Here is a 25,407-nt window from a genome sequence, read left to right as displayed (position 1 = left end):
CGTTGCTCGCGTGGTGGCGCCGTCCTAGATAAGGAGTGTTCTCCAGGAGGCTTCCGTGACGGTATCCACGATCGACGCGCTGCTCGCCGGTGCCCAAGACGACGCACCGGCTATCGGTGCGCCCGAACGCGACGCCCTGACCTATGCCGGTCTCGCCACGCAGATCGACGAGACCGTCGCGTTCCTCAACATCAACGGTATCGGGCGCGGCGACCGGGTCGCCATCGTGCTGCCCAACGGACCGGAGATGGCCTCGGCCTTCGTGACCATCGCGGCAGGCGCCACGACCGCCCCGCTCAATCCGGCCTATCGCGCCGGGGAGTTCAGCTTCTATCTTGACGACCTCGGCGTACGCCTGCTCGTGGTCGAGGAAGGCAGCACGTCGGACGCGGTGTCGGTCGCGCGCGACCTCGGCATGGGGATCGCCGAACTCGCCGTGCCTGAGGGTGCGCCGGCGGGTCGCTACACGCTCACGATGACCGAAGCCGCACCCGCCAACGACAGCATGAAGCCCGGCCGTTCTGAGGCCGACGACATCGCGCTCGTGCTGCACACCTCCGGCACCACCTCGCGGCCCAAGATCGTGCCGCTCTCGCTCGCCAATGTCTGCGCCTCGGCCTCCCACATCCGCGAAAGCCTCGCGCTCACGCCCGATGACCGTTGTCTCAACATCATGCCGCTGTTCCACATCCACGGCCTGATCGCCGCGGTGCTGTCGAGCCTGGCGGCGGGTGCATCGGTCCACTGCACACCGGGCTTCAACGCACTGCGCATCTTCGCCTGGTTCAGTGCGGTGGCGCCGAGCTGGTACACGGCCGTGCCGACCATGCACCAGGCCATCCTGGGTCGCGCGGCGCGCAACGCCGACAGCATGGCACGCCTCAATCTGCGCCTGATCCGTTCATCCTCGTCGTCGCTGCCACCACAGGTGATGACAGAGCTCGAAGACACCTTCGGCTGTCCTGTGATCGAGGCTTACGGCATGACCGAGGCCGCGCACCAGATGGCCTCCAACCCGCTGCCGCCCGCGGCGCGTTATCCCGGTTGCGTCGGCATCGCCGCCGGGCCCGAGGTCGCGATCATGGCTGAGGAGGACGGTCGCCTGCTGCCGCCCGGTGAGACTGGCGAGATCGTCATCCGCGGACCCAACGTCACCGTGGGCTACGAGAACAACCTCGGCACCAACACCACCGCCTTCACCGACGGCTGGTTCCGCACGGGTGACCAGGGAACCATGGACGATGCTGGCTACCTGCGCCTCACGGGCCGCCTTAAGGAGATCATCAACCGCGGCGGCGAGAAGATCAGCCCGCGCGAGGTCGACGAGATCCTGATGGATCACCCGGCGGTCGGCCAGGTCGTTACCTTCGCCGTGCCCCACGCCAAGCTTGGCGAGGATGTCGCTGCCGCCGTCGTCCTCAAGGAGGGCAAGAGTGCGGATGAACGTGCGCTGCGCGACTTCGCCGCCGAACGCCTGACGGACTTCAAGGTGCCGCGCACCGTGCTCTTCCTCGACGAGATTCCCAAGGGCGCCACCGGCAAGCTCCAGCGTATCGGGCTCGCGGAGAAGCTGGGGCTCGCATGACCCGTATCGCCATCTACGGTGCCGGCGCGATCGGCGGCTACATGGGCGCCCTGCTCGCCGACACCGAGGCCGAGGTGACCCTGATCGCGCGCGGTCCCCATCTCACCGCCATGTGCGAGAACGGCCTCGTCCTGGAGATGGGCGGCGAACGCACGGTTCGCGGCATCACCGCAACGGACAATCCGGCCGAAGCAGGCGAGCAGGACTTCATCATTGTCGCACTCAAGGCCCATTCGGTGCCCAAGGTCGTCGACGCCATGCAACCGCTGATCGGCGCCGAGACCGCCATCGTTACCGCGGTGAACGGCGTACCCTGGTGGTACTTCCACGGCCTCGACGGCCCCTGGCGCGACCGGCAGCTCGAGAGCGTCGATCCCGGCGGCAAACAATGGGACGGCATCGGACCGGAGCGCGCTATTGGCTGTGTCGTCTATCCGGCATGCGACATCGACGAGCCCGGTGTGATCCGTCACATCAAGGGCGACCGCTTCGTGCTAGGCGAACCCTTGGGCGAGAAGACCGAACGCATCGAACGGCTCGCCGGGCTGATGCGCGAGGCCGGCTTCAAGACGCCGGTGCGGCCGCGTATCCGCGACGACATCTGGGTCAAGCTATGGGGCAACCTCTGCTTCAACCCCATCTCTGCGCTGACCGGTGCCACGCTCGACGTAATCGGCACAGACCCCGGCAGCCGCAACGTCTGCCGGGCCATGATGCTTGAGGCCCAGGCCATCGGCAAAGCGCTCGGCGTGCGTTTCGGCATTGATGTCGACAAGCGCATCGACGGTGCTGTCAGCGTCGGCGCTCACCGCACGAGCATGCTGCAGGACCTCGACAAGGGCAGGCCGATGGAGATCGACGCGCTCGTCACCGCCGTCCAGGAACTCGGCCGCATCACCGACAAGCCGACCCCGACAATCGACACAGTGCTTGCACTCGTCCAGCAGAAGGCCGAACTGACAGGCTGCTATCAGCGGAACTGAAGAAGCATGTGTCGCAGAAAGGTGCCTGGAGCGGGTGAAGGGAATCGAACCCTCGTCTAGAGCTTGGGAAGCTTTCGTTCTACCATTGAACTACACCCGCTTCGGCCTGATCTATTCTATATGCCCTCGGGGCCGCAGCGGTCAACCGCGGATCTCGCTGCGTAAAATCATGTGGAAGAGTGGAAGAAACGAACACCATGTACGAAGAAGTCACTCAAGGGGTTCGGGTCACCGTCAATCCGGTGTACCTGGAGCAACAGTCCGAGCCCGATCGCAGCCACTACGTCTGGGCATATCAGGTGCGCATCGCCAACGAAGGGAGCCAAACCGTCCAGCTTCTGACGCGTCACTGGAAGATCACCGACGGCAACGGCCAGCTCCACGAGGTCCAGGGACCGGGTGTGGTGGGCGAGCAGCCCGTGCTGAAACCGGGCGAGGCCTTCGAGTACACCTCCGGCACGCCGCTTTTGACGCCGTCGGGCATCATGGCCGGCAGCTACCAGATGCAGGCCGCTTCGGGCGAAATGTTCGATGCCGTGGTGCCCGCCTTCTCGCTCGACAGCCCGCACGAGTCGCGACGGGTCAATTGATCGCGGCACAGAGCCGGGATAAGACACCGCCTCCCGCATGGCAGGCGGGATGAAGCCGAAAGGTGCCAACGTGACCGACAAGATTGATCCTGTCCTGCACCCCTCGCGCGAGGAGGCTGAAGACGCCGTGCGCACGCTGATACGTTGGGCCGGCGACGATCCCGACCGCGAGGGTTTGCTCGACACCCCGGCCCGTGTGGTGCGCGCCTATGAGGAGTGGTTCGAGGGCTACAGTGCCAATGCCTCGGAACTCATGGGCCGCACCTTTGGCGAGACCGACGGGTATGACGAGATGGTCTCGCTCCGTAACCTTCGGTTCGAGTCGCATTGTGAACATCACATTTCGCCGATCATCGGTCGCTGCCACATCGCCTATCTGCCGCGCAAACGCGTGGTGGGCGTGTCCAAGCTTGCCCGCATGGTCGATGTCTTCGCCAAACGTATGCAAATCCAGGAACGACTGACGGCCCAGATCGCCGACACGATCAATGAGGCGCTGGAGCCGCGCGGTGTCGGGGTCGTGGTCGAGGCGACACACCACTGCATGACCACACGCGGCGTTCGCAAGACCGGTGTGACCATGGTGACAAGCCGCATGCTGGGTGATTTCCGCACCAGGTCGGCCACCCGGCGCGAGTTCCTTGGCTATGTCGGCACTCCGGCGAACGCGGAGATGTCCTGACCCGCGGTGCCTTTCGCCACCCGCTGGACACCGCCGTGACCCGCTTCCATCATTGTGGCGCAACCGTCTCGCGGCAGCGGTAGGGGCGTGTGATCGATATCCGACCTATTCTCCAGGTGGCGGGCATCCTGCTCGCCACCTTGGCCATCGCCATGTTTCTGCCCATGGTGGCCGATCTGATCGAGGGCAACGACGACTGGCAAGTGTTCCTGGGCGCCGGCTTCCTGACGCTCTTCGTCGGCATGTCGCTGTTCCTCACGAACCGCACGGGTGTGACGGAACTGACGGTGCGCCAGGCCTTTCTGCTCACCACCATCGCCTGGGTCGTGCTCTGCGCCTTCGCCGCCCTGCCCTTCGCCTTTGCCGATCTTGGCCTCGACTATGTCGATGCGCTCTTCGAGGCCACCGCCGGCCTGACCACGACCGGCGCCACGGTGGTCGCCGAGCTCAACACGCGGCCCGCCGGCATCCTGCTGTGGCGCGCCCTGCTGCAGTGGATGGGCGGCATCGGCATCATCGTCACGGCCGTCGCGGTCCTGCCCATGCTGCGTATCGCCGGCATGCAGCTTTTCAACACGGAATCCTCGGACCAGGAGAAGATGCTGCCGCGCACGGTGCAGATTGCCGCAGTGATCACCATGATCTACGCCGTCTTCTCGGTGCTCTGCTTCCTGAGTTATTGGGTCGCCGGCATGTCGGCCTTCGACGCCCTGGCGCACGCCATGACCACGGTCTCGACTGCCGGGTTCTCGACCCACGATTCGTCAATCGGCGTCTTCGACAGCACGCAGATCGAGCTGATCGCCATGGTCTTCATGGTGTCAGGTGCCCTGCCCTTCGTTATCTATATGCAAGTGGCGCGCGGCCGGTTCGTGCCGCTGTGGCGCGACGTACAGGTCCGGCTATTCATCGCCATCGTGATCGGTGCCATCGTGCTCCTGATGCTGCAGCGCATTCTCGCAGCCCATGACGAGACCTCGTTCTGGATCCTGCTGCGTGAGGTCAGTTTCAACGTCATCGCGATCGCGACCAGCACCGGTTACGCAACCGAAGACTTCGGCGCCTGGGGCGGTTTTGCCACGGCACTCTTCTTCATCCTGCTCTTCATGGGCGGCTGTACCGGATCGACGGCCGGCGGCATCAAGATGTTTCGCGTCCATGTGCTGGCGGCCACGCTCTATACCCAGCTGCGCAAGCTGACCCAGCCCCACGGCGTCTTCGTTGCGCACTACAACAATGTCCAGATCAGCGACGGCGTCGCGCAGTCGGTCACGACCTTCCTGGTGATCTTTGTTGCCGGCTTTTTTGTTCTCACCGCGGGCCTTGCGGCCCATGACCTCGATTTCATCACCAGCGCGTCCGGTGCCGCCGCCGCTCTCGGCAACATCGGCCCCGGACTGGGGCCGGTCATCGGGCCATCGGGCAATTACGCAACCCTGCCCGACACCGCCAAGCTTCTGCTTTGTATCGGCATGCTCATGGGCCGGCTGGAGTTCTTCACAATTCTCGTCCTTCTGACACCCAACTTCTGGAGAGAGTGACTTGGCCAGAGAAACCATGACCCCGCGCGATGCCATCGACTGGCTCATCGCCTTCGACACGACAAGCCGCAACTCGAACCTCGAGCTGATCGGCTGGATCAGTGACTACCTCAAGGGTTGGGGCATCGAGAGTTCCCTCAGCTACGACGATGACGACCGTAAGGCCAATCTCTTCGCCACCATGGGGCCCGAGGGTGATGGCGGCATCGTGCTCTCGGGCCACACCGACGTGGTCCCGGTCGACGGCCAACCCTGGGATACGGATCCGTTCACCGTCATTGAGAGGGACGGCAAGCTCTACGGCCGCGGCACCTGCGACATGAAGAGCTTTGTCTCGATCAGCCTGGCACTTCTGCCGGAGTTCCTGAACCGTGGCCTCAAGAAGCCTCTTCACTTCGCCTGGTCCTACGACGAGGAGGTCGGCTGCATCGGCGTCCACCGCCTGATCCGCGACGTTCAGGCCCAGGGCCTCAAGCCCGAGGCGGCGATTATCGGCGAACCCACCATGATGGAGGTGGTCGACGCCCATAAGGGCATCGTCGGCTTCCGTACCAGCTTCCGTGGCGTACCGGCGCATTCGAGCGCAACCCACATGGGCGCCAGCGCAACCCACGCCGGCGGACGCTTCGTCGCCTTTCTCGACGACCTGTTCGAGGAATACCAGGGCCGCGCCCGTCCGGACCTGGGCTTTGTGCCGCCCTTCACCACCATCCAGGTCGGCATCATGGACGGCGGTACCGCCAACAACATCATCGCCCAGGACTGTCTGGTCGACTGGCACTTCCGCACCATGCCGACGGACGATCCCAGGGAGATCGAGGTCCGGGCCCTGGCTTATCTCGACGAGCTCGAAGTCAGGATGAAGGCCCAACACCCCGACTGTTCCATCACCACCGAGCTGCGCTCGAATGTGCCGCCGCTCAAACCCGACGACGCCTCACCCGCAACCAGTCTGGCTCTTTCGCTCACCGGCGCGAACAGCACCCACCAGGCATCCTTCGCCACCGAGGCCGGCATCTTCCAGGAGGGCGGATTTCCGGCCGTCGTGTGCGGCCCCGGCGACATCGCCCAGGCGCATCAGCCCAACGAGTTCATCGCCATCGAGCAGGTCGAGGCCTGCACCGCCTTCCTCCGGCGGTTGATGGACCGCATCTGCGAACGCTGAATCGGAAACCGCCATGGACGCCACCGATCTCTGTTATCTTCCGGCCATCGAGCAAAAGGCGCTTCTGGACACTGGTGAGATCTCGTCCCTTGATCTCGTCGACGCCCAGATCGACCGGATCGAGCGGCACAACCCCCATCTTAATGCGGTGGTCACGACGACCTTCGAGAGCGCGCGTGAGGGCGCAACCAAGGCGGACGACGAACGCGCCAACAGCACGGCGCGAGGCGTGCTGCACGGTCTGACCGTGGGCGTGAAGGACTGTTTTGCGACCAAGGGCGTGCGCACGACCTTCGCCTCGAAGGCCTTCGAAGACCACGTGCCCGACTACGATCATCTCGTCGTCCAGCGTGAGAAGGCGGCGGGCGCGATCATGTTGGGAAAGCTCAACACGCCCGAGTACACGATGGCGTCGAACCTCTGCGACAACCCTGTCTTCGGCCCCACGCGGAGCCCCTACGGCAAGGATCTTGCGCCGGGCGCAAGCAGCGGCGGCAGCGGTTCGGCCATGGCTGCCGGCCTTATGTCTCTGTCGGACGGCTCCGACATCGGCGGCTCGGTCCGCAACCCGGCCGCCTGGTGCAACATCGTGGGTCACCGGCCGACCAGCTGGATGATCCCGGACATGCCCAATCCGCTGATGTGGCACAACATGAACACGCCCGGCCCCATGGCCCGCACAGTCGCCGACACGGCCCTGATGCTCTCGGCCCTGGCCGGGCCGGACCCACGCTGTCCCGTCGTGGTGTCGGCCCCCTTCGCGCCGGGACTGCCGGACCTTGCCATCGACATGAAGGGTCTACGCATCGGCTGGTCGTGCGATCACGATTGCCTCACCATCGACCCCGACATCGCGGCCAACTTCGAAGCACAGAAAAGCGTGTTCGAGAACATGGGCGCGGTCGTGACACCGTGTCCCATCGACCTCGCCGACATCGAGAAACACTACGGCGTGCTGGCCTACCAACGGGTGTCGCGCGAGGTGGAGCCTGCCGTCGGGCGCGGCCTGGATAGCGGTCTCGAACGGCACTATCACGAGACGCGCGCCAGCACCGGGAAAGACGTGATGCATGCCGAAACCCGGCGCCACAGGCTGTGGCACGACATGGTGCTGGCCTTTGCCGAACACGACGTCCTGGTGTGGCCGGATGATCTCTGCGACCCGTTCGGCTTCGACGACGAGGCCGCCAGCCGCAGTCTGGACTGGACCCTGCTCTATGTCTCGCCGCTGCTGGGTCTGCCGACTACCACGGTACCATGCGGCTTCTCCGACACCGGGGCACCCCGCGGCCTGCAGGTTCTCGGCCGCCCCGGCACCGACCTGCTGTGCCTGCAGGTCGCCCATGCCTTCGAACAGGCAACCGGCTTCGGCAAGAAGCGGCCGCCGATCGACAACTGAGGTCTACGACACTCACACAGTCTTGAGGTCATCGCCACATTGGCCGACAGCGCCGTGCTGGCCGAAACGCCCCAGAAGGATGGCAACACGACCGATAACATCGACCCTGCGACCTGATAAGTCGACCTTCCAGATCTCCCAGGCCCGTGTCTTCGGCAACTACCTGACCGAAATCACACCCGACAATGTTGTCGGACCCGACGCCTGCAAGAGCTGGGAAGTCACGCCCGACGCCAAGACCTGGGTCTTCAGGATCCGCCGGGGGTGTCGAGCTCCACAACGGCAAGACCTTCACGGCTGATGATGTCGTCGCCTCGCTCAACCACCCCCGTGGCGAGGATTCGACTTCGGGCGGCAACGCGCTGCTCAACAATGTTCTCGACATCAAGGCCGAGGATTCGCATACGGTCCGCATCGAACTCGACAGCGGCGGCGCCGACCTGCCCTACGTGATGACGGGCTATCACTTCCTGATGCTGCCGTCTGACGGTGAGGGCGGTATCGACGTCACCAAAGGCGTCGGTACCGGCCTCTATATCATCGAGCATTTCGAGCCGGGCATCAAGGACATCTTACAAGCGCACCCCGAACTACTTCAAGGAAGACCGGGCGAACTTCGAGAACTGCGAAATCTACCAGGTGGCCGACGTGAACGCGCGCGAGGCTGGCCTGCAGACCGGCCAGTTCGACGCCGTGATTGAGCGCGACTCCAAGACCGTCGACTTCCTGGCGCAAAACCCGAACATGAAGGTCGAGAAAATCGCCAACGGAAGGCACATCACCCTGCCTATGCATGTCGATGTCGCGCCTTACGATGACATCAATGCGCGCCTAGCCCTGAAGTACGCCATGGCCCCCAGGACGCGCTCGATGTCGTGCTGCGAGGCCATGGCACGATCGTTCCGTTCTTCCGCAACTACACCGGGGCGACCGCACCGAACGTGCGCCATCGGGAAGGTCTCTCGGGTGACTGGACGCTCGACGGCTTCCACGCCATGGAGAGCGCTGGTGGTTCGCCGAAGGCACCGTCTGATCGCCTTCGGAGTTGTTGCACAGGGCTTGGCCTCACCGCGCCCCACTTGCTTCTTAGGCTATCCCACCCAGCGCGACAGGCCGGCGCGGATCTCCTGCTCCATGCGTCCGTCGAGCACGGTGACGATGCTCTGCAGCATGTCATAGAGCGTCTGCTCCCGCTCGTTCAGCGTGAAGTCCTCGGGAACGGTGCGTGTGGCCGAGGCACTCGCTTCGGCAAAGCCGGTACCCGAGGCGTCACCCTTGATGTCGATCCGCAGCGCCAGCGCGCCCTCGTAACGCGCGCTCTGGTCGATGGTGAAGAACCCCTCGACCCCGCCCGTCGTGTCGAGCGGCACCTCGAAGAAGCGGTTCCGGGTCAGGGTCACGACGCACCGACCGGGCCCGCCGAGCGCCGTGAGACGTTCGCGCGACCAGCGCGCCATCACCGCTTTCGGCAAAGCCGGCATAGCGTAACGGATGTCGCGCCCGGGAGCAGTCACGTCATCGGTGCCGACCTCCGACCGGAACGAGACCTCCGAAACACGAAGACCGATCGGCTGCAGATGCTGGAACGCCAGGTCGGGCCATGTCTTGCGCTCCACACTCCGGCTGCACCCCGCCAAGCTTGCGCCTGCCCCGGCCAGCAGCACCAGAGCTCCACGTCGACTCAATCGGTCAGTGATCACGCCTCTCACCCTCTTCCGATGCCAAGACTTCCTCGGGTGTGAAAACCTGGCGTCTGTTGCAGAACTGGCAGATTACCTCGATCTCGCCGTCGACAACAAAATCCTCGATTTCTGTGGCAGAGATGCGGCGAAGCACAGCGAGCGCTCGGGAGCCCGAGCAACTGCAACCGAAGCTGAGCGGCTTGGGCTCGAAGACCCGGTCGCGGTCGACACTCGCATAGCCGCGCATCTTGCTGTCGCTCATGTAGTCGACAGCCAGCAGGCGGATCGGACCGTCGCTGCGGATCTCCACGGTCATGCGGCCATCGAATTTCATGCCGCCGCCAGCACGATCAGCTCACCCAGAAGCTGGGACACCGCGTCGGGGTAGTCGTGCTGCGTCAGCACAGTATCGACCGTCTCGACCATCCTGACGAGGCGCCCCGAGAGGCTCAGGCCGTCGATCTGAAACGGCTGGATCGAGTCGGCACCGAGGTTCAGGTCAGACACCACTTCAGAATCGCCTTCTGGGCGTGCAGCCTGTTTTCCGCCTCGTCATAGATGACCGACTGAGGGCCGTCGGCCACCTCGCCACTGACCTCGTTGCCCCGGTAGATCGGCATGCAGTGCATGAAGATCGCCTTGTCGTTGGCAAGTCCCATCTTGGCGCTGTCGATGCGGTAGGGTTCAAGCGCAGAGGTGTCGATCGGCTCGGCCTCGGCGCGCTCGTCGCTCATCGACTTCCACGTGTCGGTCACCACGCAATCGGCATGGGTCACCGCTTCGTCGACGGTCTCGACAATCCTCACCCGGCCCTGATGTTCGGCCGCCCAGTCCATGATCTCCTGCGGCGGGTGATACTTCGGCGGGCACGCCACACGCAGTTCGAAATCGAAGCGCACCGCGGCATGGATCCACGAACAGGCCATGTTGTTGCCGTCGCCGGCCCAGGCCACGACCTTGTCGCAGATCGGTCCCAGGTGCTCCTCGACCGTCATGACGTCCGCCATGAGCTGGCTGGGGTGAGTCCGGTCGGTCAGGCCGTTGATCACCGGCACCGTGCCGAAGTTCGCCAGGTCCATCATCTTCTGATGGTCGACCGTGCGGATCATGATCGCGTCGACATAACGCGACAGGACCTGGGCAGTGTCCTCGATCGACTCGCCGCGGCCGAGCTGCATGTCGCCGGGCGCCAGATTGATCGTCTCGCCACCGAGCTGGCGCATCGCGAGATCGAAGCTCACGCGTGTCCGGGTCGACGGTTTTTCGAAGATCATCGCCAGCACCATATCGGTGCACGGTTTGGGGCGGTCCTTCGCCTTCCAGCGCGCCTTCATGTCGTGTGCGTCGTCGAGCATGTCGCGCAGGGTCTTGGCGTTCAGCGCGTCGATATCGAGGAAGTGCTTGTCAGCGGTCATGACGCGAGCTCGACGCCGACCGAATCCATCGCCGCAAGGGCGTCATCAATCTCCGCATCGCCAATCACCAGCGGCGGCAGGAAACGCATGACGTTGTCGCCGGCCGGCACGGCCAGAACATGGCGGTCACGCATGGCACTGATGACGTCGCCGACCGGCGCGACACACTTGATGCCGAGCATCAGACCGACGCCGCGGACCACCTCGAAAACACCGGGATGCTTGGCGATCACCGCCTCGACGCCCGAACGCAGACGTTCGGCCTTGCCCTCGACGCCAACCATGAAGCGCGGTTCCAGCATGACATCGAGCACAGCATTGCCCACCGCCATCGACAGCGGATTGCCGCCGAACGTGGAGCCGTGGGTTCCCGGCGTCATGCCCTTGGCAGCCTCCTCGGTGGCCAGGCAGGCACCGATCGGCATACCGCCGCCGAGCGCCTTGGCGACCGCCATGATGTCGGGCGTCACACCGGACCATTCGTGGGCGAAGAGCTTGCCGGAACGGCCGACGCCACACTGGACCTCGTCATAGATCACGAGCAGACCGAACTCGTCGGCGGCCGCACGGATAGCCTTCAGGAACGCGGGATCGACTGGAACGATGCCGCCCTCACCGACCACGGGTTCGATCACGATCGCAGCGGTTTCGCTGGTGATCGCGGCGCGCAGCACATTGGAATCGTGCAGCGGCACCTGGTCGAAGCCTTCGACCGCGGGGCCGAAACCCTCCAGATGCCTGGCCTGACCGCCCGCAGCGATCGTCGCCAGCGTGCGGCCATGAAAGGCGCCACCGAAGGTGATCGCGCGGTAGCGCTCGGGACTGCCGTTCGCAAAGTGGTAGCGGCGCGCCATCTTGATGGCGCATTCCATGGCTTCCGCGCCCGAGTTCCCGAAGAACACGGTGTCGGCGAAGGTGGCGTCCACGAGGCGCTCTGCCAAGCGCTCCTGGCCGCTGATTCGAAAGAGGTTGGAGGTATGCCACAGACGATCTGCCTGGTCCTTCAGCGCCCCCACCAGATGGGGGTGGGCATGACCAAGGCTGGTCACGGCAATGCCGCAACCGAAGTCCAGGTAACGTTCGCCGTCCTCTGTGAAGAGATACGGTCCCTCGCCGCGCGCGAAGACAAGATCGGCGCGGGTGTAGGTCGGCATGACCGGTGTGACCACCGCACCCTCCCGCGAAATGGGCGTCAGATCAGACGCATTTGGGAAAACAAAGCCCAGTGGCATCCCGCCCACCGGGTCTTCGGAAATATCGTGGGGCCGTCTCGCGGAGTCAATCGGATCAGGACTTCAGGCGATAGCCCCTGACCAGAATGCCGTAACAAGGCAGCGCCAGAGCGACCACCGTTCCTGTCAGCACCAGGGCACCGGCGAGCAGCGATCCGTCGGCATGGCCGGTGAAACCATAGCGGAAGCCGTCGATCGCATAGAAGAACGGGTTGGCTATGGTGACCAGCTGAAGCGACTCCGGCAGGCGTTCGATCGAATAGAACGTGCCCGAAAGAAACGTCAGCGGCGTCACGAAGAAGTTCGTGAGCGCCGCGATCTGATCGAACTTCTCGGCCCAGATGCCGACCAGCGTGCCAGCGAGCCCCATCATGGCCGAGCCAGCAACCGCGTAGAACACGACTGCCCAGATGTGGATCGGCATGGACCCGACAAAGACCTGCATGACCAGCACGATGAAGATGCCGACAACAATGCCCCGGCTCAGGGCACCCAGCACGATGCCCGCCATGAGCTCAAGCGGCGACAACGGCGGCATCAGCGTATCGACGATGTTGCCCTGCACCTTGGCGATGATCAGCGACGACGACGCGTTTGCGAACGCGTTCTGCAACATCGCCATCATGACCAGACCGGGCGCCAGGAACTCCAGGAACGGAACGCCGTCAACATCGGTGACGACACGGCCCAGTGCGAGCGCGAAGACAGCCAGGAACAGCATGGTCGTGATCGCGGGCGCCAGCACGGTCTGACCCGGAATCTTCATGAAACGCCGGACCTCACGCAGGTAAAGCGTCTGGAAACCGAGCCAGTTGCTGGTGGCGGTGGAGCGTTCGGGAAGAGCGGTCATCACAAATCGGCTGGGGCTTCGGACTTGCCGTGCCGTCGGCAAGGTATGCATCATAGCCGCGCCACCGCCACTTGCCACGACTGGTTCATCCGTGCCGTCACGCTGGAATCTCCTGGTCCTAGTCCTGTTGCTGCCTGCCTGCGCACCCACCGTGATCCCAGCGGGTCCGGCCGTGCGGGAAGCGGCACTGACCGAAGCCGCCCTCGTGACCGCCGATGACAGAATTCTGGCGCTCTCGGTCTGGCCAAGTACAGCACAGGAACGGGCCGTGATCATCGCGCTCCATGGCTTCAACGACTACCGCAACGCCTTCGCCCTGCCCGCGGCGGTCTGGTCTGAACAGGGCATTACGACCTACGCGTTCGATCAGCGCGGCTTCGGCGAGAGCGACATGTCGGGTCTGTGGGCCGGCACGGATACCATGGCCGCCGACGCCCGCACGGCAGTCGATCTCGTCACACAGCGCCATCCCGGCGTGCCGATCTTCCTCCTGGGGGACAGCATGGGCGGGGCCGTCGCCGCCGTCTCAGGCCTGACGCAACCGCCGCCCGGTCTGACCGGTATCGTCCTCGTCGCACCTGCAGTGTGGGGTCTCGACACGATGCCGTGGAGCTACCGCGCATCGCTCTGGCTGGTCGCCCATGTCGCGCCTGGAACCCAGCTGTCGGGCAGTGGGCTCGACATCACGCCTTCCGACAACATTGAGATGCTGCACGCCCTGGGCCGGGACCCCCTGGTTATCAAGGAGACCCGCGCCGATGCCCTGCTGGGACTGGTGCGCCTGATGGACGCCGGTTTGTCGGCAGCGGGTGAGACCGACCTGCCCGTTCTGATCGTCTATGGCGCGCGTGACGAAATTGTTCCGCCCGAACCGGTCGATCATTTCGCCGGACGCGTCGACGGTGCGCTCACCACGGTGGTCTACCCGGAGAGCTACCACATGGTTCTGCGCGACCTCGGCCGCGACCTCCCCGCCGACGAGATCGGCCGCTTTGTGATCGATGGCGGGAAGCACTTCGTATCGGATTGGGAAATCGAAGCCGGCAAGATTGTTGAGAGTGTCGACGAACTGAGGAACGCCGAAGCCGATGATGAGTCACTGGTGCAGTAGCGCCTCCTCCCAGACACGCGATGCCGCACCGGCATCAGACGGCCGATTTCGGGACCGCACCGGCGTCGTTTCAGCGCAACCCGCATTGTTGCCAAAATGCATCAGATTGCCGCTCCTCGAAGTGGACCTCGCGCGGGTGGCTATGGTATCGCATCAGTTCCGGAAGTGTACCGCGGAAGCGCTGCAGTGGAGTTGAGTCCCGGAGCAGCTGATCGGCTTGGCAGGGATCCTGGTCCAAGAATCGCCGTTGTGTTGCCGCTAGATGTCGGGATGAACCGTTTGACCCTTGCCAGTCGCATCCGCAAGCACGTTGTCCGCCTGTGCCTTCCGCTCCTCGGCGCGCTCGCCCTTGCCGCTTGCACAACCACATCTGAAGACCCCGTAGAGCAGGAAATCCGCGCCCAGGCCAATGACCCCGCCGAGGCTGCGAACCGCTATATTTTCGACGTCGACATGGCCGTCTGGGACATCACCGTCAATCCGATTGCCGAGGTCTACAACGACGCGATCCCGGAGCCCTACCGCAACGGCATCCGCAACCTCCTCGAAAATCTTCAGATGCCGAGCACGATCATCAACAGCGCCCTTCAGGGCGACTGGGAGAACACGGTCGACGCGTCTGTCTCGTTCCTCATCAACACGACCGCAGGCCTGGGCGGCATCTTCGACATTCCGGGCAACTTCGACAAAGAGCCACGCAAGGAAGATTTCGGACAGACCCTTGCCGTCTGGGGCTTCGACGAGGGTCCCTACATCGTGCTGCCGCTGATCGGACCATCGACGGCGCGCGATACGGTCGGTCTTGGCGTCGGCATCCTGACCGACCCGCTGACCTATGTGCTGTCACCGACCTTGAGTTATGCCCGCTCCGGCACCAGCCTGATCCAGAGCTCGGGCGACCAGCAGGAGGGCCTCGCGGACCTGCGGCAAACCTCGATCGACTTCTATGCCGCCGTCCGTAGCCTCTACAGGCAGAACCGCAATGCCCGGATCTCGAATGGCGAGAGCGATCCCTTCGGCTTCGACGACGATTGGTGAGGAACACCAGATCATGCTGCGCAAGACAGTCCTGACTATTCTCTTGACGATCGGCATGGCCACGACGGCCCAGGCCAACCTGGAAGACGACGCCTCGGCCTTCATCGCCGACCACGGCAACAAGATGATCGAAATCCTTGGCCTGCCCCATGGTCAGGACCGGCGCGACACCTTCGAGGCTTGGCTCACCGAAGCCTTCGACCTCGACAAGCTCGCCGAGCTGGCGCTTGGTCCCTACCGCAAAACGGTGACCGAAGGGCAGATGGCGGCCTATGATGAGGCCTTCGCCCACTACATCGTCAGGACCTACGAAGCGCGCTTGGACGGTTTTACGGGTTACGATTTCTCCGTCATGGGAACCCGGCCGATGAACGTCACCGATGCGGTCGTGCGCACCAACATCGTCAGTCCCGAAGGCGACGTTTATGTCGTCGATTTCCGCATCGAGAAGGGCGATGACGAGCAGTTGCACGTCATCGATGTCGCAATTGAGGGTCTGTCGATGCTCAAGACCCAGCGCGAAGAGTTCAGCGCGGTGATTCAGCGCGACGGCATTGACGGCCTGATCAGCAGCCTGAACGAACGCGCCGACGCGATAGCGTCAGCCGAATAGTCCGTCAACCCGCCTCCTCGCCGCGATAGGCGAAGGCCTTCCCGAACCGCCAGACCAGGTGGTCGCCGCACGAGATCGGATTGTGCTCCGGCGTTTCACCGGATGTGCAGGCGATCGCCGGGTCGATCATCGTCTCGTAGTCGGGATCGAACGCGAGCACGAGCGACAGCCGTTCGCAGCCCGATCGGTTGATCACCCGATGCGGTGTCGAACGGAACTTCCCGTTGCTCCAGCGCGCCAGCAGGTCGCCGACATCGACGACCAGCGTGCCAGGAATGGGATGGGCCAGCACCCAGTCGACGGCGTAGTCTTGCACCTGCAGGCCGCCGATCTCGTCCTGCCGTAGCACGGTCCGCACACCGAAAACCTCGGGGCCCAGCTCTTCGGGCTGTGGCGGATAGGTCGCGGCTCGCCTCGAAGATCGCCTCAGCGACCCGCTGCCGTCGCGCAATGGACCGATGTCGATCACTGGAATGGCGGGGGCATCAATCTCCTTGTATGCCGCGTAATCCATGTCCTGTTCCTCCCGTTCGGCTAGCGCCGATGCGCTTCGGCTTCGTCGACGTAGAAGCCGACCACACCATCCTCGAGCGTGACTCCCAGTTCGCTCAGCAGCCGGTTGGCATCGTTGAAGCAGGCGCAGATCTGATTGACCTTGAGGGATACAGCCGTCATCGCCGCCCTGCGCGCGCATGGTCGCCACATCGCTCCTGACCATGGCACCGGGCTCGCGCGTGAGCTTGCCCGCATAGCGCAGCATGGCGAGCTCGGCATCCGCGAAACAGGTTTCGAGCGTACCGGTCTTGAGCGCCGCCAGGACGACATCGGCACCCGCATCGCCCAAGGGTGCGCGGACCCGCTCGAAGCACACCTGAAGCTCGGGCAAAGCATTCTCGTCGGCAATCATGGCGATCCACGCCGTCATGGGCCAATCTCCCGCATCAACGCACGGTAGCAGAGACAGGACATACGGAGGAATGGTGGACATCCGGGTCGACAACAACAGCATCGGCCTGCGGGCGCGCGTCGAGGGCGAGGGACCCGATCTCATGCTCGTTCACGGTGTCGGCAGCAATCTCGACAGCTGGAATGGCGTCGCCGCCGCTCTCGACGGCCGGTTTCGAACGATCCGCCTCGACCTACGCGGTCACGGCGAATCCGACAAGCCGGCCGGGCGCTATGAGCTCGACAACTTTGTTTCGGACGTCCTGGCGGTGCGCAATCACCTTGATATCGAACGCTGTCACCTCGCCGGTCACTCGCTTGGTGGCTTGGTCGCCCAGGGCTTCGCGCTTGGCCATCCCGACCGTCTTGATCGCCTGATGCTGCTGTCAACCGCCGCCGGACGAACCGACGAGGAGCGCGCGCGTGTCGAGGCGCGCCTCACCGCCGGTTCCAAGGGCCTCCCGGGCGAACACTTCGAGAAATCGCTGGAGCGCTGGTTCACGCCCGCCTTCATCCAGGACAATCCGGACGCCATCGCGCACTATGCCGGGCAGAACAAGAAAAACGACCCCGCCGCCTACGCCTCGGCCTACCGGGTCCTGGCCCAGACCGACCTGGCCGATCGGCTCAGCGACATCACCGCACCGACCCTGGTCGCCACGGGCGACAGCGATATCGGCTCGAACCCGCGCATGGCCCTGCTTATGCACGAGCGTATCGCGGGGTCGTCACTCCACATCCTGGGCACCCTGCGTCACTCCATCCTGGCCGAAGCGCCGGAGCGGGTGGCAGCCCTGATCGGGGCGTTCCTGGTCTAGAGCCGGTCGATCGGCAGACGCGGTGTGGCGACGGGGTCGGGTCGCTCGCCGAGCGCGACATAGTCCCAGCCGGCCAGCGCAATCATGGCGGCGTTGTCGGTCGACCACTTCAGCGGCGGCAAGCAGAGGTTCACACCCATCTCGTCGGTCAGCGCCTTGGCACCCTCACGCAGCTGCGGGCTGGCCGCCACACCGCCGACGATGACGAGCGACTGCGTCGGTATCGACTCCAGGGCGCGGCGGCACTTGGCGAGCATGACATCCATGCAGCAGGCCACGAAGGAGGCGGCCATGTTGGCCTGATTGACGTCGGGGTCGAGTTCCAGCTTGCGAGCGACCGCTGACTTCAGGCCGGAGAACGAGAAGTCCAGCCCCTCGCGGATCATCGGCCGTGGCAGATCGATCACCGCCTCGCCTTCCTTGGCCAACCGGTCGATCACGGGGCCACCGGGATAACCAAGCCCCATCATGCGGGCAACCTTGTCATAGGCCTCGCCGACGGAATCGTCACGGGTCGAACCCAGCACACGGATCGCCGAGGGGTCCTCCATGTGGGCGATGATCGAGTGGCCGCCCGAGACCAGAAGGATCGTCGCCGGGAAGGTGACGCGCCGCTCTTCAAGGTCGGCGCTACGCAAATGGCCACGCAGATGGTTCACGCCGATCACCGGCACGTCCCACGCCGTGCTCAAACCCGAGGCGGCGTTGAGACCGACCAGCAAGGAGCCGATCAGGCCCGGCCCCCGGGTCACGGCGATGGCCTCGAGGTCACGCGGTGTGACTCCGGCGGACGTCATGGCCTCGTCGATGGCCGGCACGATGGCGCGGACATGGGCGCGCGAGGCGAATTCGGGGTACACACCACCCCACTTCTCGTGGATCGCGGTCTGCGAGACGACCTGTGAGGCGTGCACCACACCATCCGGGTCGACAACGGCGACGGCAGTGTCGTCGCAGGACGACTCGATCCCCAGTATCATGTGGCTCATGCCAGCAACTCCTTGATCCTGTCGCGCGGCACGACACCCTCGCGCTCGACCTTCGGTGGATCGACGGCGCAGTTCACCAGCGTCGACGGCACCATCTTGCCTGTGCCGCCATCGACCGCGAGATCCGGAGCAAAGGCGAGCTGGGGCAGGATCTCCGCGATCGTCTGCTGTGTGTCCCGGGCATGCATGTTGGCACTGGTCACGAACAGAGGTCCCGTTTCCCGCAGTAGCGCCAGCATGAAGGCGTTGTCGGGAATGCGGAACGCCATCTCGTCGCGTCCTTCGAGCCAAGCCGGCCGGGCACCGTCGCCGAAGCCCAGTGCGATCGTCAGAGGGCCCGGCACGAGACCCGACGCGATCAGGCGATCCGCCGCCTCGGGCACGATCACGTCAAGCCCGTCGAGTTGGCTGCGTTCGGCCACCATGACCGGCAGGTTGCGCGTGGCCGGGCGCTGCTTGATCGCAAACATCCTGGCCACGGCATCGGGATCATGCGGCATGACGGCGAGCCCGTAGACCGTCTCGGTCGGCACGACGATGACACCGCCGGCATCGAGCGCGGCCTTGGCGCGCGAGACGGCTTCAGGATGATCGGCGGCGATCGTGTCAGCCATGATCGTATCCTTCGTTGATCGGCGTAACGCCGGGCGAAACATTGGTCAGCGGTTCCAGCGGTTCGTCGACACCGGCACCCGCGGCGTGGAGCTCCAGCGCACGCGCGACCAGGACCGCCGGCGACGGCACGGCAACGCCCGTGGGGTCATCGCCCAGCAGAGCTGCGACTGCGGGCGTCGTCAAACCCGACGGCAGGGGGGCGGCCGTCTCGTCGCGCGCCATTGCGATGAGCCGCTCGAGGTTTCCGAACCGCAATTCGCCGAGGCCGCTGTCGCCATAGAGCGCCAGAAACGCGTCACCTTCCGTGGTCGGCCGCACGCAGGCTGCGACACGACCGGTCTCGGCAAAGGTCTGAAGGCCGACGAGATCGAAGTAGCTGAGCGCGACAAGCGGCTTGCCGAGCCCGTAGGCCAGCGCGTTGGCGAAGGTCACGCCGCTGCGTGTGGCGGTCAGCCCACCGGGACCGAGATCGACGGCAATGACGTCGATGTCGGCGGTCGTCAGTCCGTTGCCGGCAAGCCCCTCGCGCACCGCACGCCGCAGGTAAACCGGGCCTTCCATGCGTCCGACCGGCGCATCGTCGAACAAGACGCCGTTCTCGTTGCCGAGCGCGACGACGGATGACGGCGCGGCCGTCTCGATCACAAGCACATGGGTCATCTCAGCCTGCCAGCTCCGCAACGACAGCATCCCAACGCGCCCCGACTGCCGTCAACGTGACCGTGCGTGCGCCCTCGTCTGCCGGGACGTGGCTGATGCGCACGTGAAGGTGTTCGGGATGGGCCGCGGCGACCTGATCGCCCCACTCGACGAGCGTGATGGCCTCAGGCGCAAGGTCCTCGATGCCGAGATCGCGGTACTCGTCGACGCCTGACAACCGGTAGGCATCAAGATGCAGCACCTGACCGGGGCCAGTCTCGTAGACATGCATGATCGTGTAGGTCGGGCTGGTCACCGCATCGGCCGACTCGAGATTGGTCACGAGTGCCCTGATGAGATGTGTCTTGCCGACGCCGATCGGCCCTTCGAACAGAACCGCATCGCCAGCCTTCAGGTGCGGCGCAAGACGCGCGGCCAGTGTACCAACCGCAGCCACATCATCGCACGCGAGCGTCCCCGATGCCGCCATGGAACCTCAATCCTGGTGAGGGCTGATCGAATCGTGGATGTGGGACGAAAGCCGGTGAAACGCAAGTCCGGCCGATGATGGCATGCCCGGAAACACGACAAGCGAAGGAGCACACCGGCACTCCCTCGCCCGTCAACACGATAACGACCCGCGGTTCCGGAAACTGCAACCGGGTCGAAAGGGCCTTTGACCCCCCCGTCGTTCGACTGCTCACCGCACGTCGCAAGCGTCTCGAAGTCTTGGATGTAGCCGTCGTTTTCGCCGACGACGGTGATGAACCAGTCGGTCGTGCCTTGCATGATGGCGACGTGAATGCGCACGCCGTTGTTCTCGGCTTGGTGGTCCGTCATGCCGTCCATGGTTCGTCGCCACGAGTTCGGCCATGTCCCGCCTTGCTGGCCCGAGCGGAAAAATGCCCATGCGATGGGATGGTTGTGGGCGCAGTCAACTGCGAACCCGTCTCTGCTGTGATGTTCTTGATGTGCAGGGAAAACCACGAGCGCGAGACGTCCAACGGCAACCGACGATCGGACAGTTCATCCAGTCATCATGTTGGGACGCGTCTTATCCGGAACGGACGTATCCGTCTCCCTGTTCGACAACAGCGATGGACAAAGAGACGAAGGCACCAAAGGGCAATCGCCGGAGTTCTGTGCAAAAGCTTATGTTGGACGATGTCTATCCGGACCCTATAGTGTGAGCGGCGAAACGTTCACCTGATGATAAGCCGGAAGAACATTAGAGACTCTGCGATGGCGCACCTGACACCACCAGATATCGACTGGAGCACATTGAACGATTACCGCATGGGTCGGATACGGCAGGCCATGGCGGAATGTGACGTGGAACTGGCGATCGTGACCAATCCACTCACGATGCGGTATGCTGTAAACTATCACGAGTACATGCAGTTTCAGGCGCGCATCCCTTTGATGATGCTTTTCGTCTTCGCTGACGGGCCCGTGGTCTTTAGCGGTGCCTTCATCAAGAACCTTGATAACGTGACAGAGTATGTCCCGACCTTCGGGCTTGCTCCCTTCTTTGCCGGGTTCGATCAGCAAGAAAGAACCCGACAGTTCATCGACTTTGTCCGTTCGCGATTGGCGGGAAAGAGCCGGTGCCGCGTTGCGGTGGATCGATTGGACGCCTCTGCCGTACAGGGATTGATGCAGGCTGGTTTCGAGGTCTCCGATAGTCCGGGGTTCCTTGAAAAAGCCCGGTCTATCAAGTCCCCCGAAGAGATTACGTTGGTCCGATATGCTGTTGAGGTCGCCGAACTGGGCATCATGAAAATGCACGAAGCTTTGCGGCCCGGAATAACTGAAAACGAACTCTGGAGCACTTTGAGTCAGGTCAACATTGCCCACGGTGGCCTGTGGTCCGAAGCCCGCATGCTGGCCACAGGCAAGCGCACCAACCCGTGGCTTCAGGAGGCGGGGGAACGGCGCATTGAACCGGGTGACTTGGTTGGTTTCGACACCGATATGGTCGGTCCCTTCGGATACATGTCTGATATCTCCCGCACCTGGTTCTTGGGGGACGGCAAAGCACCAGACGAATATCGCGATCTTTACAAGCGCGCGCTTGACGAGATCGAGCACAACAAGGCTTTGGTGCGCCCAGGGGTGGCGTTCAGGGATCTGACGGAAAACAGTTTCCGGCATCCGGAGGAATTTCATGCGCATCGATATCCGTGCATCATGCATGGTGTCGGCATGTGCGATGAATATCCCTTCGTTCCCTATCCTCAGGACTGGAAGACGTTGGGTTACGACGGCGTGATCGAGGAAAACATGATGATGTGTGTCGAAGGCTATGTCGGCTCTGATCGCGGTGGCTGCGGCGTCAAGATCGAGCATCAGTTTCTAGTCACCGCCACAGGTCTCGAACAACTCGACGTCTATCCCTATGACGAGAACCTGTTGAACTAGCCGTAATCCTCATTGCTGCTGTGTTCGGGCGGTCCCATGGTCAGATCGGGTCCTGCGTCCATGATGGGACTGACCGTTCGGTGACGGAAACAGGCCAACAAAGACCAATGGGGGAATCTGCCGCGTTTCGCGTGCGAGCAGCGTCTCTGTCGTCGATGACGGTCGGCATCATCGCTCGAAAGCCGCAGTCCCAAGTCGGTTCGGATTGAAGAGGGAGATCCCACGCCCGTGCACATCCGGCATCCCACCATGCTCGCCCACGGAGTCCCGTTCAGCACGATGGTGTGGGACAGCGACGATGTCTCTCTCCGGTATCGTGTCCACCGACATGGCGGGCGGCGAGGACACCGTCAGCGATATCGCGACGGAGACGCATCTGGTCATGACCACGATCCGGACCCTGCTGGCCTCCGTCGTGCTCGGCATGACCGAAATCCTCCGGGGCGACGTTCACCTGACCGATCTCGACGACATGGCGGCGATGAACGCGGTCTACGGCACGTTCTTCCCCGGCGACCAACGGCCGGCGCGGACCACCACGCAGTCAGCCAAGATGGCCGGCGGCTGAACATCGAGATCACCTGCATGGCAAGGGATCGACGGACGTGAGCGACGAGCGATCGGTTGACGCGGCGTGCGGGTCGTCCGGAAAAGGTGGCACCGAAGCTAGATCGGGACGGGCCTGGGCAAGGTAGCTCTGCCTTGCTGAAGCCCCTGCGGGTTCCCTCCCGTTCGGCCGCATTCTGCTAATCACCAAGGCCGGCAGCGGCTTGCTCCAACGCCAGCCGTTCGTGACCGGCACGACCTTGTCTTCGTCCGTGATCCACTTGAGCCGAGACCAGCAGACCATCTTCCTGTGCATGTTGTAAGGCTGGTAGAATATCGAGTGCCACAGCCGTACCCGGTGAGCCCAGCGTGACATGGCCGGACTTGATCGCCGCATCGACCAGGTCCTCTCCGGCCTTGTTCCGAGCGATGACGACATCGGTGCCGGGGTCGCGGTCTTCATCAAAGGTGTAACCGTTCGTGTTGTCGCCGTCAGGCCAGGAATCCGCTGCGACGATGTCGGCTGCTTCGGTGGAACCGTCGGGACAGATCTTGCAGCGCTAGGGAATCCGCCAGTTCTCGGTCCCGAAGGCGGTCGGTCCCGGGCAGCCCTTGCGGCTATAGCTGAAGCTCGCAACACCCTTGCTCTCGGTGAACCGCTTCGTTTCGCCGGGTTCCATCCACCCGCCGCAGATCAGGCTGATCCAGTACTTCACCAGCTTTCCGACCCGCGCATCGTGGCGTGTATAGTTCCGCAACGCCGCGATGTCGCAGAGCTTGGCGATGACGGTGAACGGCTGGCGGCGATCCAGCACCTCGTCGATATCGATCAGGGTCGCGGTCGGTCCGTAATGCGATGTCATCGCATCAAGGACAGCGTCGTTGGTGAAACTCAACTGGCGGACTCCGAAGGTCGGTTTCTCCGTTGACGCCTTGGCATGAAAAATGAATCCACGGCCTTCGATTCGATCAGATGCTCGCCAAACGCGGGCAGGAAACCAACGGTCGCCGCACCCTGCTGCGGCGCGTATCTCCTCAATCAGTTCCTGCGGCAGGCCATCCAAGCGTGTCCCAGGGCAGACGTCGTAAATCTTGTCAACGGGCTCCTCATTCAAAATCGCCGACCACGACCGGATGCTCGTAGCCGCTCTCGGTTTTGGTGACACGAATCGTGTTGTCCCCGGGGATGGCCTGACAGATGTCGCAACCGATGCACATGCTGTCTTCAACGATCTTGTAGAGGGGATCCTCTGCGACGAAAATGCGGATCCTCCGAGTTGGCCGGTTTGTTCGGTGCCGCTTCGGGGCAACGGCGAGAAATCGCAGGCGCTCACCCAGCCCGTGTTCCGGACACGGACGTGTCACATCCTCCATACGCCCCAATCGCAGCATCGTTCGACGATACAATTATTGGGCATAACTGAATTTCTTGCCATCAAATTGTACTCACGGTTCGTGGAAGGCCCAACGGGCATTCCTGATTGCGTGCCATGCAATTGATGACCTTGCAGGACGTCGGCCGCGACGTCGAGGAAGGTTGGTGGGCCCGGCAGGACTCGAACCTGCAACCAGACCGTTATGAGCGGTCGGCTCTAACCAATTGAGCTACAGGCCCCACCTGCCACCTTGTCTAGAGCGGATCGCACGAAGGCCGCAAGTCGGTATCTTATACCAAAGCGCGCTGATCAGAACCGATTGGCCGAGTTTCTCGATCCGATTGAGGTCATGCAATCTGGGTCCTTGATCAACGTGTTCCAGGCCTCGCAACAGTTCGCCACGATATCGTCGTAGCTTGCGAAGACGCGGTTTGAGAGCCAGTTGTCCCGGATGTACTGCCAGACGTTTTCGACCGGGTTCAACTCAGGCGACCTCGGCGGCAGTGGCAACAAGGTGATGGTCTCGGGCACCTCGAGTTTCGATGTCGTGTGCCACCCGGCCTGATCGACGATCAGGATTGCGTGGGCGCCGGGCGCGACTTCGGTGCTGATCAGCTTCAGGTGTTCGGCCATCGCGTGGGTGTCGACCCAGGGCATGACCGAACCGGCCGCCGGACAGATTGCACCGAAGATGTAGGCCCATTGGGTGCGTTGATCCTTTGGCGCGCGAGGACGGGTGCCGCGCTTGGCCCAGCGGCGGGTGATCTTGTTCTTCTGTCCCACCCTTGCCTCGTCCTGGAACCAGATTTCCATGGCTGGCCCGCCGTTCTGAAGACGGATGTCGCGGACCGTGTCGGGGGAAGTCTTTTTTGAACGCCTCGATCGCATCCGGGTCTTGTGCGTGGTGCTGGGGACGTGCCGAACGTTTGCGGAAACCCATGGCGCGCAGCTTACGGCCCAGTGTGGTGCGACTGACTGTCACGCCAAACGCGCCCTTGACCCACGCGACCAGATCAACCAGGCGTCACCGGACCACGCCATCGCGATCGGGGTCAGCCTCGACGACAGCAGCCAATTGCTGGCGCTGCTCATCCGTCAGGATCGAGGGTTTGCCCGGCGCCTTGCGGGTGCGGAACCCTTCTGGACCGCCAGCATTGAACCGCAGAACCCGG

Annotated in this window: 31 protein-coding genes, 2 tRNA genes and 1 pseudogene; 16 read left to right on the top strand and 18 right to left on the bottom strand. The window is 63.6% G+C overall.

The window, feature by feature from the left end:
• Positions 1-28 precede the first annotated feature (28 nt).
• Both GDA49_08605 and GDA49_08600 read left to right on the top strand, forming a co-directional pair.
• Entirely contained in the window at positions 29-1,585 is a 1,557-nt protein-coding gene (locus tag GDA49_08605) for an AMP-binding protein (GenBank protein MBC6440447.1), read from the top strand.
• On the top strand, positions 1,582-2,568 hold the full coding sequence (locus tag GDA49_08600; GenBank protein MBC6440446.1) for a 2-dehydropantoate 2-reductase: 987 nt from the start codon (positions 1,582-1,584) through the stop codon (positions 2,566-2,568). The genes GDA49_08605 and GDA49_08600 overlap by 4 nt, the downstream gene beginning before the upstream one ends.
• A 26-nt stretch (positions 2,569-2,594) precedes the next feature.
• Here the strand turns inward: GDA49_08600 and GDA49_08595 are convergent.
• Positions 2,595-2,668: transfer RNA gene (locus GDA49_08595), tRNA-Gly, on the bottom strand.
• Positions 2,669-2,765: 97 nt separating this feature from the next.
• On the opposite strand from GDA49_08595, the gene apaG reads away from it, so the two are divergent.
• From apaG to GDA49_08565, 6 genes are all read left to right on the top strand, one after another.
• Complete coding sequence (gene apaG / locus GDA49_08590; GenBank protein MBC6440445.1) at positions 2,766-3,158, top strand: Co2+/Mg2+ efflux protein ApaG; 393 nt, start codon at positions 2,766-2,768, stop codon at positions 3,156-3,158.
• A 49-nt stretch (positions 3,159-3,207) separates the two neighbouring features.
• Positions 3,208-3,840, top strand: coding sequence for a GTP cyclohydrolase I FolE (gene folE / locus GDA49_08585; GenBank protein ID MBC6440444.1), 633 nt, complete (start codon positions 3,208-3,210; stop codon positions 3,838-3,840).
• Positions 3,841-3,929: 89 nt separating this feature from the next.
• A complete protein-coding gene (locus tag GDA49_08580) occupies positions 3,930-5,381 on the top strand; it encodes a potassium transporter TrkH (protein ID MBC6440443.1) in 1,452 nt (483 codons plus the stop codon).
• A gap of 16 nt (positions 5,382-5,397) precedes the next feature.
• Positions 5,398-6,546, top strand: coding sequence for an acetylornithine deacetylase (gene argE, locus GDA49_08575; protein ID MBC6440442.1), 1,149 nt, complete (start codon positions 5,398-5,400; stop codon positions 6,544-6,546).
• 13 nt (positions 6,547-6,559) lie between these two features.
• Entirely contained in the window at positions 6,560-7,945 is a 1,386-nt protein-coding gene (locus GDA49_08570) for an amidase (GenBank protein ID MBC6440441.1), read from the top strand.
• 489 nt (positions 7,946-8,434) lie between these two features.
• Complete coding sequence (locus GDA49_08565) at positions 8,435-9,124, top strand: hypothetical protein (GenBank protein ID MBC6440440.1); 690 nt, start codon at positions 8,435-8,437, stop codon at positions 9,122-9,124.
• Here the strand turns inward: GDA49_08565 and GDA49_08560 are convergent.
• The 6 genes from GDA49_08560 to GDA49_08535 form a co-directional block, all read right to left on the bottom strand.
• The gene (locus GDA49_08560; GenBank protein ID MBC6440439.1) at positions 9,037-9,561 is read right to left on the bottom strand and encodes a hypothetical protein; all 525 of its coding nucleotides are present in this window, start codon (positions 9,559-9,561) and stop codon (positions 9,037-9,039) included. The genes GDA49_08565 and GDA49_08560 overlap by 88 nt on opposite strands.
• Before the next feature lie 73 nt (positions 9,562-9,634).
• Positions 9,635-9,961: an Hsp33 family molecular chaperone HslO gene (locus tag GDA49_08555; protein ID MBC6440438.1), complete on the bottom strand. Its 327-nt coding sequence runs from the start codon at positions 9,959-9,961 to the stop codon at positions 9,635-9,637.
• Positions 9,958-10,134 carry an Hsp33 family molecular chaperone HslO gene (locus GDA49_08550; GenBank protein ID MBC6440437.1) on the bottom strand — a complete coding sequence of 59 codons (177 nt, stop codon included), beginning with the start codon at positions 10,132-10,134 and terminating at the stop codon, positions 9,958-9,960. Before GDA49_08550 ends, GDA49_08555 begins: the two co-directional genes overlap by 4 nt.
• Positions 10,122-11,042 (bottom strand): ornithine carbamoyltransferase, encoded by a 921-nt coding sequence (gene argF / locus GDA49_08545; GenBank protein ID MBC6440436.1) that lies wholly within the window; start codon positions 11,040-11,042, stop codon positions 10,122-10,124. Before argF ends, GDA49_08550 begins: the two co-directional genes overlap by 13 nt.
• Positions 11,039-12,196, bottom strand: a complete 1,158-nt coding sequence (locus GDA49_08540) for an aspartate aminotransferase family protein (protein MBC6440435.1) — start codon at positions 12,194-12,196, stop codon at positions 11,039-11,041. The genes argF and GDA49_08540 overlap by 4 nt, the downstream gene beginning before the upstream one ends.
• A gap of 133 nt (positions 12,197-12,329) precedes the next feature.
• Positions 12,330-13,124, bottom strand: coding sequence for an ABC transporter permease (locus GDA49_08535; GenBank protein ID MBC6440434.1), 795 nt, complete (start codon positions 13,122-13,124; stop codon positions 12,330-12,332).
• A gap of 91 nt (positions 13,125-13,215) precedes the next feature.
• On the opposite strand from GDA49_08535, the gene GDA49_08530 reads away from it, so the two are divergent.
• From GDA49_08530 to GDA49_08520, 3 genes are all read left to right on the top strand, one after another.
• The gene (locus GDA49_08530; protein MBC6440433.1) at positions 13,216-14,235 is read left to right on the top strand and encodes a lysophospholipase; all 1,020 of its coding nucleotides are present in this window, start codon (positions 13,216-13,218) and stop codon (positions 14,233-14,235) included.
• Between the two features lie 270 nt (positions 14,236-14,505).
• On the top strand, positions 14,506-15,273 hold the full coding sequence (locus GDA49_08525; GenBank protein ID MBC6440432.1) for a VacJ family lipoprotein: 768 nt from the start codon (positions 14,506-14,508) through the stop codon (positions 15,271-15,273).
• A gap of 13 nt (positions 15,274-15,286) precedes the next feature.
• A complete protein-coding gene (locus tag GDA49_08520; GenBank protein MBC6440431.1) occupies positions 15,287-15,886 on the top strand; it encodes an ABC transporter substrate-binding protein in 600 nt (199 codons plus the stop codon).
• A gap of 4 nt (positions 15,887-15,890) precedes the next feature.
• Here the strand turns inward: GDA49_08520 and GDA49_08515 are convergent, their stop codons facing one another.
• Both GDA49_08515 and GDA49_08510 read right to left on the bottom strand, forming a co-directional pair.
• Positions 15,891-16,400 carry a hypothetical protein gene (locus tag GDA49_08515; protein ID MBC6440430.1) on the bottom strand — a complete coding sequence of 170 codons (510 nt, stop codon included), beginning with the start codon at positions 16,398-16,400 and terminating at the stop codon, positions 15,891-15,893.
• 20 nt (positions 16,401-16,420) lie between these two features.
• Positions 16,421-16,561 carry a hypothetical protein gene (locus GDA49_08510; GenBank protein MBC6440429.1) on the bottom strand — a complete coding sequence of 47 codons (141 nt, stop codon included), beginning with the start codon at positions 16,559-16,561 and terminating at the stop codon, positions 16,421-16,423.
• Here GDA49_08510 and GDA49_08505 point away from each other — a divergent pair.
• Positions 16,542-16,841, top strand: a complete 300-nt coding sequence (locus GDA49_08505; GenBank protein MBC6440428.1) for a hypothetical protein — start codon at positions 16,542-16,544, stop codon at positions 16,839-16,841. The two genes, GDA49_08510 and GDA49_08505, sit on opposite strands and share 20 nt — an antisense overlap.
• A 22-nt stretch (positions 16,842-16,863) precedes the next feature.
• On the top strand, positions 16,864-17,649 hold the full coding sequence (locus tag GDA49_08500; protein MBC6440427.1) for an alpha/beta fold hydrolase: 786 nt from the start codon (positions 16,864-16,866) through the stop codon (positions 17,647-17,649).
• Here the strand turns inward: GDA49_08500 and tsaD are convergent.
• The 5 genes from tsaD to GDA49_08475 are packed head-to-tail and all read right to left on the bottom strand — an operon-like array spanning position 17,646 to position 20,741.
• Positions 17,646-18,638 carry a tRNA (adenosine(37)-N6)-threonylcarbamoyltransferase complex transferase subunit TsaD gene (tsaD, locus tag GDA49_08495; GenBank protein MBC6440426.1) on the bottom strand — a complete coding sequence of 331 codons (993 nt, stop codon included), beginning with the start codon at positions 18,636-18,638 and terminating at the stop codon, positions 17,646-17,648. The genes GDA49_08500 and tsaD overlap by 4 nt on opposite strands.
• Positions 18,635-19,252: a threonylcarbamoyl-AMP synthase gene (locus GDA49_08490; GenBank protein ID MBC6440425.1), complete on the bottom strand. Its 618-nt coding sequence runs from the start codon at positions 19,250-19,252 to the stop codon at positions 18,635-18,637. Before GDA49_08490 ends, tsaD begins: the two co-directional genes overlap by 4 nt.
• Positions 19,245-19,913, bottom strand: coding sequence for a tRNA (adenosine(37)-N6)-threonylcarbamoyltransferase complex dimerization subunit type 1 TsaB (gene tsaB, locus GDA49_08485; GenBank protein MBC6440424.1), 669 nt, complete (start codon positions 19,911-19,913; stop codon positions 19,245-19,247). Before tsaB ends, GDA49_08490 begins: the two co-directional genes overlap by 8 nt.
• Before the next feature lies 1 nt (position 19,914).
• A complete protein-coding gene (gene tsaE, locus GDA49_08480) occupies positions 19,915-20,382 on the bottom strand; it encodes a tRNA (adenosine(37)-N6)-threonylcarbamoyltransferase complex ATPase subunit type 1 TsaE (protein ID MBC6440423.1) in 468 nt (155 codons plus the stop codon).
• A complete protein-coding gene (locus tag GDA49_08475) occupies positions 20,304-20,741 on the bottom strand; it encodes a hypothetical protein (protein MBC6440422.1) in 438 nt (145 codons plus the stop codon). Before GDA49_08475 ends, tsaE begins: the two co-directional genes overlap by 79 nt.
• Positions 20,742-21,134: 393 nt before the next feature.
• Between GDA49_08475 and GDA49_08470 the strand changes: the two genes are divergently transcribed.
• Together GDA49_08470 and GDA49_08465 are read left to right on the top strand one after the other, a co-directional pair.
• Positions 21,135-22,313, top strand: coding sequence for an aminopeptidase P family protein (locus tag GDA49_08470; protein MBC6440421.1), 1,179 nt, complete (start codon positions 21,135-21,137; stop codon positions 22,311-22,313).
• A gap of 298 nt (positions 22,314-22,611) precedes the next feature.
• A complete protein-coding gene (locus GDA49_08465) occupies positions 22,612-22,881 on the top strand; it encodes a RidA family protein (GenBank protein ID MBC6440420.1) in 270 nt (89 codons plus the stop codon).
• Positions 22,882-23,059: 178 nt separating this feature from the next.
• Here the strand turns inward: GDA49_08465 and GDA49_08460 are convergent, their stop codons facing one another.
• The 4 genes and pseudogenes from GDA49_08460 to GDA49_08445 form a co-directional block, all read right to left on the bottom strand.
• Entirely contained in the window at positions 23,060-23,410 is a 351-nt protein-coding gene (locus GDA49_08460; GenBank protein ID MBC6440419.1) for a Coenzyme F420 hydrogenase/dehydrogenase, beta subunit C-terminal domain, read from the bottom strand.
• Between the two features lie 9 nt (positions 23,411-23,419).
• Positions 23,420-23,755: a Coenzyme F420 hydrogenase/dehydrogenase, beta subunit C-terminal domain gene (locus tag GDA49_08455; GenBank protein MBC6440418.1), complete on the bottom strand. Its 336-nt coding sequence runs from the start codon at positions 23,753-23,755 to the stop codon at positions 23,420-23,422.
• Positions 23,756-24,397: 642 nt separating this feature from the next.
• Positions 24,398-24,474 (bottom strand) — tRNA-Ile (locus tag GDA49_08450).
• A 70-nt stretch (positions 24,475-24,544) separates the two neighbouring features.
• Positions 24,545-25,135, bottom strand: a pseudogene (locus tag GDA49_08445) (IS630 family transposase).
• Between GDA49_08445 and GDA49_08440 the strand changes: the two are divergent.
• The coding region (locus GDA49_08440) for a hypothetical protein (protein ID MBC6440417.1) at positions 25,074-25,407 on the top strand (334 nt) is incomplete at its 3' end. The pseudogene GDA49_08445 and the gene GDA49_08440 overlap by 62 nt on opposite strands.

It is taken from the genome of Rhodospirillales bacterium, assembly GCA_014323865.1.
GTDB lineage: Bacteria > Pseudomonadota > Alphaproteobacteria > SP197 > SP197 > SP197.
Note: the sequence above shows the minus strand (reverse complement) of the source record. Positions and strands in the feature narration are given on the sequence as shown.